The sequence below is a fragment of the Mesobacillus boroniphilus JCM 21738 genome, from assembly GCF_000517385.1.
In the GTDB taxonomy this organism is placed as follows: domain Bacteria; phylum Bacillota; class Bacilli; order Bacillales; family Cytobacillaceae; genus Mesobacillus; species Mesobacillus boroniphilus.
Map to the genome: position 1 here is coordinate 1 of NZ_BAUW01000109.1, position 10,674 is coordinate 10,674.

A 10,674-nucleotide genomic window follows, 5' to 3' on the forward strand; every position below is an offset into this window, starting at 1 on the left:
AAGAAGTATTTGCATTGTTATTATTAATAATATTTGTTGTTGCTGGCTGTTCAAATACATCAGCCGATAAAGAAGAGGACCCAGATTTCAACATTATTGATGCTATGACTTCTATCGGTGCAGTTGATGAAACCTTTGATAAACAAAAATTACAATATGAATTTACAATTGATAAAGGAAAATCCACAATCAAAGAAGACTCTATTCAAGTTGTTTTGACCGATTGGACAAAAGATAAATTGATAGAGAATAAAATTACAGAGAAACGGTTTAATGAAGACAACATTGTGGTCAAAGGTTACGTAATATTTGAGTCGAAAGAATTAACGAAAAAGAATATTACAGAAAATCAACCGTTAATAGAGGGGATTAAAGTCAACAACGAAAGTGATGAAGAAATATTTATCAAGCGTGAATTTAACAATGGGTAAAATAAAACGCTCGGCGAAAAGCCAAGCGTTTTTGTTATCTGTTTTTAATGCTAAACATCCTACATTTTAATTGCTAATAACAATGTGATACACCTATTATTATCAATTTTATTTGGAGTTTTCTCCACCAAAAGTGAACTACTTATCATTCCCTTATCCCTTTTCTTCCTTAAAACCTTTCCCTTCTATGTACCCGAAAAATTAAGTCGTTCTCTCACCCATTCTTCAAACCCTTGCCCTGACTGACTTTCCATATATTGTAGGCGAATTAGTTGTTCCCTAATTCGCTCTTTTTTCATCCTATTTTTTGTCAGCTTTCATGATTTTAAGGTAAATAAGTTGTTCCCTGAAATGGAGGAGTTGGTTGTTTGTTTCACGCCTTTTCTCATGCTTTTCTCATGCTTTTCCCCCTGCTTTTTCTCGCTCTTTTACCAGCTTCTTTTTTCTCCCGCTTTCTTTTCAAACCGAGGTTTATCAGGCTTTCTCTCACGCTTTTCTTCTCGCTTTCCCCCACATTCTTTCTCGCCAGGCTTTTTCCTCGCTCTTTTTATCCAACAAAAAACACGAGGAAAATCGGATGGTGATTCCGATTTTCGCTCGTGTTAGGGAACGGTTTATTTGACCAACAATACAGTTTATTTTGCTAAGGAAGAACTTTGTTTTGCTGGTACAAGAGGGATAACATTTATCTTTTTCTATATCACTTAAGGTTCCTTGGGAAATTCCTAATAAATTTGCAAAATCAGCTTGTGTATAAAAATTTTCTTTTCTAATCATTTTTATACGCTCACCAATTGAGATCATATTATTAACTCCTCACAAGGAACCTTTTAAGGCATAATGAAGCTTACTGACTATTTTTTTCGATTACCAACATTAATTGCAAATTACCGACTTTTTTTTTCGATTACCGACTATTTTTTTACAAACAACTGTTCCCAGACAACTTAGTAGTGAAGAAAACTTTATTAGAGATTCATTTTTACTCACTAAAATTAATACAAGATACAACTTAAAACTGACCAAAATTTTATAACAAAGCTTTAAATAGCTACAACTAAATGTGACATATGTTTTTAAAAGGGTTATTATATTAATTTCATAGCACCAGACTAATTCTAATGCGAGCATATTTATTGCTTTTGCTAATTTTTTTATTTTTAAAATTGATTTCTTCGCTAACTTTTACAATTTGTTGTTACAAATAGAATAACAATTATTGTGATAAACATTATATCTTCTTAAACTAAAGCACCCTTATATATAGTATGGTTTTGGACCGTAATTAACGTTAATAAAGCTACAAAAACAGCCTATTTCTTATCTTTGTTTACTAATTATATATAGTTATTAATTATAGTTTCCAACGTAAACAACTATAGGACTTTACTTGGAGGGGTGGGTATGATAGGCTAATCCGCCACTGAAACACCTGCTTCAGCCTTTTAAGACCAATCATGCTCACAGAGGCTCCAAGTAACGTCCTTAAACGCCTTATCTATGGTTACATATAAATAATGATAAAGGGTGCACCATATCAATGTTTGTGAACAGATACTACATATAATGCATCTATAGTTTAAGTAAATTTTTTCACAAACTATCAGGCTTGAGCTACTTGCTTTGTTCATTCTTCTTATAAAGTAAGGCAAATAGATACCCATAGGCAACAACATAATAGCATTTCCAAACAGGTTTTTAATTGGTATATCCATATTCATACTACCGTCAAATATCGCCTAAATGTATGTACTTATTGTTTTAAACGGAACAAAATTTGAAGATTTTATTATATATTCTATTAACGAGAGGTCTGTCCATACATTCCCTCTATGTCCCAAAAACAATAAAATAGCTAAAGGCAAATAAATAAAAAATGAAACTAATACTTACAACAATTTTGACGCTTTTTTCATTTTCTCCCCCCCTCGCAAATATTTTACCATAAACAACCAAAACTGTTATTGGAGATTACTGCACCGTTTCTTTAATCAGAAATTCAACAAAAAAGGCGATTAATCCTTCTTGGATTAACTCACCTATTGGTTTAAGTATATATTACTTGACGAAAGCCGTTACTTTTATTTCTCCATATCAAAATTAAATAAGTTGGCAAGCTGGATAAGTTCCTCGCCTTCTCCTTTTGTTCCTGAACTAGTTAGGTAGTAAACGTATTTTTTGGTAACAATAAACAATTGAGTGGCTATCAAATCTGTTGTTGGCTCATAGAGTACTGCCCGTTGCCCAGAAACATTTACTTCGCTAATATTGAGTCCATTAACAGGATAGGTAGGCAGTATTGATTCTATCATTTGTTCCACTGATCCTGTATCGTTTTGCCCATAATGTACTGATATTCCCTTTCCAGCGGTACTCGTTGGATAATATGCATAAATGTAAAGTTGTTCTTTTCCCCTTCGCTTATCCAAATACGTACTAATCATTGGCTCAGTGATAATCGTTTTTATGTGTTGATGAGCGTCCAACGGATAAACAATGCTCTTCATTCCTTTTTCAGTTAAGACTGGTGTTTCCTTCCCATTGATGACTTCTATTGTATATATTTGCTGATTATTCATTTTGCTTCCTAATGGACTAGTATCCCCAACAATTTGGTTAGTAATCAATAGAAATAAAATAGAAGCACTAACCCCAATTGATATAAGATAAATACCCGTTTTTTTAACGTTTGTTTTCAAGCGACTCCTATGGATGTTCTTACTTAGTTGGTTCCGTACTATTTGTGAGCGTTCCATATTCCATTCTAATTCAAATTCTAACTTTTGAAGGGCACGGTCATAAGAATTAATTTCAGTTTGATTGGTCATATATGTCCTCCTGTTCCTTGAGCTTTCTTTCCAATGAAAGCATCCCCCTATGTAAAGTTGATTTTACTTTTCCTTCTGAACAATTCAAAATCTCAGCGGTTTCTCTGGTAGAGAATCCTTTGATCTTCCTCAAAATAATTACTTCACGCTGTGCCTCTTTAACGGTGGAAAGAGCATTATATATTTCCCTTGAACTTTCCTTTTGTTGAACGATATTTTCTGGAAGCTGAAGCTTATCTTCTTGAGGCTGGAATAGTTCTTTAATTAAACGTATAGGCTTTTGTTTCCTTAGGTAATCCAGCGTCAAATTGTGAGCGATACTAAATAGCCACGTCTTTTCACTGGAGTTACGATTAAAGGATTCATAATGCTTATAGGCTTTCAAAAAGGTGTCCTGGGTTAGATCTTCTGATTGTTGATAATCTTTTGTAAGCAGAAATATGAATTTGAATATAGTTTGATGATATTGGTCAAACCAATCTTTGACTTCTTCCTCCTTAAAATCAATCATACTTTTCTTCCTTCCATAATTATTCACCTATTGATTAGACGTTTCAGAAAAAAAAGGGTTCTGGTTTTCCTAAAAAATTTTATAAGATACGAAAACACTAAATTAAGAGTAATAAAGTCACAAGCTCTAACCTGTATATTTATCACCTAATCAAATTAGTACAATACTGATAATATGAACGCACTGAATCGTTATCAGATTCAATGGAAACAACCATATATAAGTGATATTATTAAGCGTTAGCATCCTGCAATATACTTTAATAAACTTTCTACTGAAATTAGTTGTTCGATTCCTATACAACCAACCAGCTCGTATTTAAAATACAATCCTTGTAAGTTTTTGCTAACGTGCTCGTTCAAACTTGGAATTTAAAAAAAGGCACTAATCCTCCTTGGATTAACGCCCCCATTTGTTTTAAATTTTTTAAAAGAAATTAAATTGATATTACTTCTTTTGAGTGATTAGGTCATTAACAACTGATACAACCTTTACATTTTCACTTGCACTTTTTGTCCCTATAAATCTCATAACTACAATGTATGATATTAATAAAACAAACACATAGAAGCAAATAAAAGAAAAGACTGAGATTAACAGCACTTTATACGTTAATGAGAAAAGCATGCCATATAAAGTAAGACTAAGTAAAACACCTAAAGCAATAGAAATACTTGACCAGATTGCTACCTCTGATAAAAAAAGTTTAAGAACATTAAGTTTCTTCCATCCTAAAGTTCTATAAATTCTAATCTCTTTCTCCCTAACATTTATTAAAGATATTAAAGTTTCTATTAAAGCAAAACCTGTTATAACATAAGAGGAAGCGACCAGAATATAATGCCATTTATTAGCCTGTACATTAATAAAATCTCCTAAAAGTGTTACGCTAGTTATATTTACAGTTTCATTGATTAATAAGTAGACAAAAGTGGATAATGTACTAACTAATATCATTTGAATAAATGGCAAACGAATGTATTTAGCTAAATAAAATAAATTTTTAATTACTAATAACCTACTTCTTCTGATTATTCTGTATTTTACTCCTTTAGAATCTCCAGATACCCAAAGTCCTACCTTAATATACACAAAAAAGATTACAAATAATATTACTCCTACAAAACTATGCAATAAAAACAAATCCCATTCAAAGTCCATCCATATTTTTAAATATAAAAGTACAGGATATGATACTAGGAATGAAATAAAGTATAGCAGGAAGAGTTCCGTCCTAAATAATTTATAGATGGATTGCTTTGACCAACCCAATTGAATAAACAATGATATATCTTTTTGTCGATCTATTTTCCAGAAGAATAATCTATTAAGAATATAAATAATAGTTACTATAAAAAAGAATGCGGATAAGATTAAGTTAGTTAAATTCCACTGACCAACTATACTACCAGATGCTCCTAGCGTCGTCCAAGATTCTTGAACTAACCCTACATCTTCTACTTCAATTTCTAATTTTTGGGGTGAGGCACCTGCAATTATTGTGACTTGAAGATCTAATTCTTCAATTTCCTTAGCTACTTTCTTGATTTTACTGGCTGCTTCTTCTGTATAATGGTCGATTCCTCCAACTCTAACCCTTATAGCATCAATAGGCTCGCGTCCTTTAATAACATTTGCCGCCTCAATCGTAGTCACGCCTTGAGCCGGTACTGAAACAAAACTTCCTGGAGTAATAGTAGGTTTCATTTTAACTAATTTTTCCGATTTTATATCTTTATAATAAACGGGTGCAAATTGATATATACCGAGTGGACTAGATGCTAATTGTTGTTGTTTTTCTTTATCAACCTCTACCTTTCCTATAGGATCTGGAATAAAAGAAATATTACTCTTTTTGCTATCATCAATGCTCACTTCCTGCAAGTTAAATCCCTTTTCTTCAATATTGCGATAAATTGGGATACCCTTTACTTCGTTAATTTTCTTTACTTTATATGTATCTCCTGCTTTTTCATATTTCAATTGTCCAGAAACATAATATTCTGTAACAGAGTTTAGATCTATGGTTCCAGTATATATACCATCTGGTACCATGTTATTAACGGTTCCATCTCTCAGCACCATAAGAGCTTCTTGATGAAAGTTATTTAAATTACTTCCCAAATCAATTTTTATAATCTTTTCGTTTGTCTCGGGAATAGCACTTAATTTACTAAATAAATCCTGATATTCGGGTGAATATAGCTTTTCATAAAATTCTGTTGGTCCTATGTCATTTGGATTATTAACTAAACCAAATTGTTCTCTAATTTTTTTTGTATCCTCAGCACGCATTTCAATAGAATCAATCTCTAACTCTGCTTCTAAACTTCCGCCTTCACTGACAATTTCTATTATAGGAACAACGCTTGCCTTTGATAATCCAAGATCGGTTTTAACGGTTGAACCCCAGCCGCTTTTTCCAAAATCAAAAAGTAAGCCGGTTAATTTCTGTTCTTCCGTAGGATCAATTCCAACTAACAAATTATACGTTTGTGGAAGGGGAAACATTGCTACTTCCGTACATGAATTTAATAACTCATTATTGCTAACCAAAGTCTCAAAATCAATAAAATCATTTATTAATTTGGGAGATTCCAAGAATATACATTCATATCTTTTTCCAACTGGATAGTGATTAACTCCATCTGTTGTTGAAAATTGTATACTTACCCTTTCTGATTGTTCGGGACTCTCTATGCCAATATTCGATCTTATTCCTGTAAAATAACCTAAAGAAGCAACAGGTGCAGCAATCTCAACATCAGTCATTTCTTTAATTTCGGTCCATTGATCAGTAGAAATTCCACCTTCTCCAAAACCAATATAATTCTCGGGAACAATACCTAATTCGTCTTCTAATGGGTGCTTCAAACCATTAGGACGTACTAAAAGGTCATAGCTACCGCGTGAGTAATGGGTTATGTCAGATTTTATTTGTTGATGAGAACTTATAATTGATGTTATAGCAAGTGGCTGAAATACCAAAATTATCACTAACGCAACTATAAATAATATATTAATAAATAATTTCGTTTTTAGAGATGAAAACACTAATTTGTTCATTTTCCATTCATCTCCTGCAGATTTCCGTCTCGAATAATAAAAGTTCTTCCTTTTGGATTTATAACTTCTAAATCATGTGTAACTAACAACACAGTTAACCCTTTCTCATTTAAAGATCTTAATATCTGCAAGATATTATCTCTATTATCCTTATCTAAATTTCCCGTTGGCTCGTCACATAGAATAATATCCGGTTGATGAAGTATCGCCCTCGCAATTGCTGTTCGTTGTTTCTCTCCTCCTGACAACTCATTTGGTAACGAGTCCAATCGTCGATCCATTTGTAATTGTTTCAAAATGTTTCTTGCAGCAATTTCTAATTCTCTTTTATTTTGATATGGCCACTGAGGAACCATAACATTTTCTAAAACAGTAAATTGATCAAACAATCTATAATCCTGAAAAATGTAACCAACTTTATTCCTTCTATATTCCTGTAATTCCTCATCAGTTATACTTGTTAGTTCCTTGTTGTCTATGGAGATAGTTCCATTGCCTAAACGAACAATTCCTCCTATAACGTTTAAAAGGGTTGTTTTCCCAGAACCAGATGGACCTAAAATGTTTATCCATTCACCCCTATTAACAGAAACTGTTATATCTTTAAGTGCAAATACGGGATCAATACCTTGAAAAATAACAGACCCTTTATTTATATTTATTAACATTAGGCACACTTCCTAGTTTTGATTTTAAAAAGGGACTAATCTTCAAAAAAAGGATTAGTCCCAAGATGCATTATTTAATTAATTTTATTAATACCTACTTTGAGCGACAGTAACCGACTTGGTTGCGGCATTACCATAGTAATCTACAACCCTAAATGTCCCATACCATGTTTTATTAGGATCTGCTCCGATGTCATAGGTATAATACCAATTTGAAAGAGCTGTATTACTAGTATTTCCTAATACAGTTTGATAGTTTGCACCAGTATGGTGCCGATAGTACACATAAAATTCTTTAGTGCCACTCCAATTTAGATTCCAATAAGCTCTTTGAGGAGTACCGACCAATGTTTGTTTATCAGGGGTTGCCGTAATACTTGCAGCAGATGCACTTGTTCCAACAACACTAAAGGACCCCATTAATAATAACGAGAATACAAGGATTTTTATTAACTTTTTCACAAAAATTCTCCTCCTTTGGATAAATTTAGCAGGCCTACTAACAATATCTTACAACATTTTACTTTTTATTGTAAATATCTTTTTTTATTTTTTAAAAAATATTTTGTATTTTGTATAAATTTGTCGTATGCTACTCCTAAATAACTGAAAGATAGAGATTAAGCTGTTATCACCTAAGATTGACAGAATTCTTAAAGTTAAAAAGATTATTAGCTTATGATTCATGATCCATTCCTTTCATCAGGAGAACCGTCCCCCGTATTTCAAGAAAAAAACCGGCTTGATCAGTCGACATCAAAATTAAAGGTATATTGGAGAACCTCCAAAAGCAATATTAGTCAAATACCCCACTCTTAACATCAATCACAACAGTTTCCTTCTAATCCAGCTTTAAATGGTGTTGTGTTCTGGACAAACAAGAACTCCCGGTATTTGATGAACTCTATGCCAATACAATTCCCCATGATTATACATCTCCCCTTCTACACATTGGGGGCAAAATTTAAAGTAATGATTAAACTTAACTGAACTTGCCATCAAACCAATCCTATTATAAATGCTGCCCCCATCGCTCCCAATCATAGACTCTTTAACTTTAGCAGCATGTTCAGAAGGCAGGAATGCAGCATAGAATGGATACAGTGTATGATTTGTAATTAAGTATTCAAGTGAATAATTGTGCCCAACAGGAAGGTTTTCCATAATCCGATAGATATGAGAAGGTAAGTCCATAATTGCTGTAATACTGTCCGTACCGTATATATCCTTCTGTGTGGCTTTGATACTGACGTTTCCACTACGAACGTGGTATCTCCCTAAAACACTGTATAACAATTCATCTTTGTACGGAACAGGAAAGAAGGTCATCATTTCATATCACCCAGTCTGACCGAAATCACCTTCATGACTTTTGATAAAACCACAGTTACTAAGAGTTTCATAGGCTGTATTGTTTTCCTTTCGTCCCTCATTAATTAAAATCCTTATATCATTTACAACCGAAGACTCCTCTTTCTTCATCCTCTTATTACGATTACTTGAAACGGATATTCCCTTAATGGCTTTCACAACAAGTTCGTTGATGTCCAAGTTTCCCTCTTTTTCAGTAATTTGATCTATAACCTTTTGAGCCTCATTTGGTTCAAAATCCAATTCTATCAGTTTCAAAATTGCCTTTTCTTTTATGGAAATACTCATTTCTTGTTCTTTTTTCTGTTGCGTTCTTTTTATTGCCTCCATCTTCATTTGCAAATCAATAGAAGCCCTTTCTCTATCCATAAACCCTAAAAAATCTACCTCTACTGTACTGATATCCTCAAACCTTGCAATCTTACTAATGTTACCCGACCTCAAAGCCTGTATCATTGGTTTAACAAGTTGTAAATGCTTATTAGCCACCTGACTAATGGTTTCTGGTGTTATTTCTTCCCTTCCTGTCATAATGGCCTCAATTTGACCCATGGCGTAAAGTTTTACCGCGATATCAATAATACCTTGGCTTTCCTCATACAATGTATTTTTAAAATCATCTGTTAACGGAATCTGCTTCTTTGTCCATTGATAACCCCAAAGCGCATTAACTAATAACCCCCAGTTTTGGTTGTTTTTTAATCTATCCCAAATCATATCTCCTTGACCACTTCCCCGTCTTGCCTGTCTAAATTCACTTTGCAAAATAGACAATCCAGCGGGTGTTCCTACTAAAATAACTGGAACTCCAATTGTATTTACTAGTGTTACAAAAAAGTTCAGCATCTTTTTATCACCACCACTTTTGGCTTCACTTAAATGCTGAATCTCGTCAATGACTAAAACACCCAGTCCTGTATTTCTCGCTATTTGTGACATAATCACTAACATATCATTTATTGTCTTTCTACCTAGCCCAAATTTTTTGTGATACTCTGTTCCCAACAAATCGTCTACCTTACGGAAAAATTCCAATGCTAGTCCTCTCAAGGACGAATCAAATGGACAATCGAGTTTAAGCCATGCAAGTTGATACATACTGAAATTCATTCCGTTATAGTCTTTGTGAACAATAACTTGTGGGTATAAGGACAAAATTCTATTTATAGCAGTTGTTTTCCCCATGCCACTCACGCCTATTATTGTAAAACCTGCTGCAGTCGTTCTAAATACACTGTTATTGCTTAATTCACTTTGCAATCCTTTGATGTTTCGATGTCCTTCCTGCAAGCCCTGTGCATACCCGACTCGAAAGGGATTCCTTGCCAAATATCCCTGACGAATTACTCTGGAAATTCTACTTTCCAAATCCAAGTGTATCCATAACGGTTGAAAGCATTGAAATAATCTTTGAACCAAATGAATGCGATAATGTTTATCTAGCATTCTTTCTTTTGAGTTGTATTCGGCATATATAGCCATTTTTTCAATGGCTTCCTCTGTAGAGAGAATAGTAGGAAGTGCTTCAATGAAAGGATTGCCACTGTATTCCTCGATAACCTGTTCTCCGTATTCAGCAATAATAGCATCACAACCATTTGGAATGATAACTCTATTCATCTTTTTTATTTAAAGCCTCCTTTTGCTTTCTCAACAGCAAATCAAACCCTGTATCCCCCATAAATACGTTACTATCAGATTGATTAAAAGGAACAACCTTAGAGTTTTCTATATTAACTTGATTTAATTCAAAGGCCTCTTCTTCACGCTGAATCATTTTTTCAACAGCACGATTATCC

At 33.4% G+C, this 10,674-nt stretch carries 10 protein-coding genes; 1 reads left to right on the forward strand and 9 read right to left on the reverse strand.

From position 1 onward, the window contains the following. On the forward strand, positions 1 to 431 hold a 431-nt coding region (locus tag JCM21738_RS19150), incomplete at its 5' end, for a hypothetical protein (protein ID WP_035209902.1). A 486-nt stretch (positions 432 to 917) separates the two neighbouring features. On the opposite strand, the gene JCM21738_RS19155 is transcribed toward JCM21738_RS19150, so the two are convergent. From JCM21738_RS19155 to JCM21738_RS24520, 9 genes are all read right to left on the reverse strand, one after another. Continuing rightward, complete coding sequence (locus JCM21738_RS19155) at positions 918 to 1,235, reverse strand: helix-turn-helix transcriptional regulator (RefSeq protein WP_023626368.1); 318 nt, start codon at positions 1,233 to 1,235, stop codon at positions 918 to 920. Positions 1,236 to 2,512: 1,277 nt separating this feature from the next. Continuing rightward, the gene (locus JCM21738_RS19160; protein ID WP_023626369.1) at positions 2,513 to 3,259 is read right to left on the reverse strand and encodes a hypothetical protein; all 747 of its coding nucleotides are present in this window, start codon (positions 3,257 to 3,259) and stop codon (positions 2,513 to 2,515) included. Beyond that, a complete protein-coding gene (locus JCM21738_RS19165; protein ID WP_023626370.1) occupies positions 3,243 to 3,770 on the reverse strand; it encodes an RNA polymerase sigma factor in 528 nt (175 codons plus the stop codon). The genes JCM21738_RS19160 and JCM21738_RS19165 overlap by 17 nt, the downstream gene beginning before the upstream one ends. A gap of 447 nt (positions 3,771 to 4,217) precedes the next feature. Beyond that, on the reverse strand, positions 4,218 to 6,836 hold the full coding sequence (locus JCM21738_RS19170; protein WP_023626371.1) for an FtsX-like permease family protein: 2,619 nt from the start codon (positions 6,834 to 6,836) through the stop codon (positions 4,218 to 4,220). Beyond that, a complete protein-coding gene (locus JCM21738_RS19175; RefSeq protein ID WP_023626372.1) occupies positions 6,833 to 7,504 on the reverse strand; it encodes an ABC transporter ATP-binding protein in 672 nt (223 codons plus the stop codon). Before JCM21738_RS19175 ends, JCM21738_RS19170 begins: the two co-directional genes overlap by 4 nt. A gap of 87 nt (positions 7,505 to 7,591) precedes the next feature. Next, positions 7,592 to 7,966 carry a hypothetical protein gene (locus JCM21738_RS19180; RefSeq protein WP_023626373.1) on the reverse strand — a complete coding sequence of 125 codons (375 nt, stop codon included), beginning with the start codon at positions 7,964 to 7,966 and terminating at the stop codon, positions 7,592 to 7,594. A gap of 390 nt (positions 7,967 to 8,356) precedes the next feature. Further along, on the reverse strand, positions 8,357 to 8,836 hold the full coding sequence (locus JCM21738_RS19185; RefSeq protein WP_023626374.1) for a TniQ family protein: 480 nt from the start codon (positions 8,834 to 8,836) through the stop codon (positions 8,357 to 8,359). Positions 8,837 to 8,842: 6 nt separating this feature from the next. Then, entirely contained in the window at positions 8,843 to 10,495 is a 1,653-nt protein-coding gene (locus JCM21738_RS19190; protein ID WP_023626375.1) for an AAA family ATPase, read from the reverse strand. Continuing rightward, the coding region (locus JCM21738_RS24520) for a hypothetical protein (protein ID WP_031308202.1) at positions 10,488 to 10,674 on the reverse strand (187 nt) is incomplete at its 5' end. The genes JCM21738_RS19190 and JCM21738_RS24520, both read right to left, overlap by 8 nt.

Excerpts from the sequence above, each read along its gene's own strand:
- JCM21738_RS19155 (WP_023626368.1), bottom strand. The coding sequence starts at position 1,235 with ATGATCTCAATTGGTGAGCGTATAAAAATGATTAGAAAAGAAAATTTT.
- JCM21738_RS19160 (WP_023626369.1), bottom strand. The coding sequence starts at position 3,259 with ATGACCAATCAAACTGAAATTAATTCTTATGACCGTGCCCTTCAAAAG.
- JCM21738_RS19165 (WP_023626370.1), bottom strand. The coding sequence starts at position 3,770 with ATGATTGATTTTAAGGAGGAAGAAGTCAAAGATTGGTTTGACCAATAT.
- JCM21738_RS19170 (WP_023626371.1), bottom strand. The coding sequence starts at position 6,836 with ATGAACAAATTAGTGTTTTCATCTCTAAAAACGAAATTATTTATTAAT.
- JCM21738_RS19175 (WP_023626372.1), bottom strand. The coding sequence starts at position 7,504 with ATGTTAATAAATATAAATAAAGGGTCTGTTATTTTTCAAGGTATTGAT.
- JCM21738_RS19185 (WP_023626374.1), bottom strand. The coding sequence starts at position 8,836 with ATGATGACCTTCTTTCCTGTTCCGTACAAAGATGAATTGTTATACAGT.
- JCM21738_RS19190 (WP_023626375.1), bottom strand. The coding sequence starts at position 10,495 with ATGAATAGAGTTATCATTCCAAATGGTTGTGATGCTATTATTGCTGAA.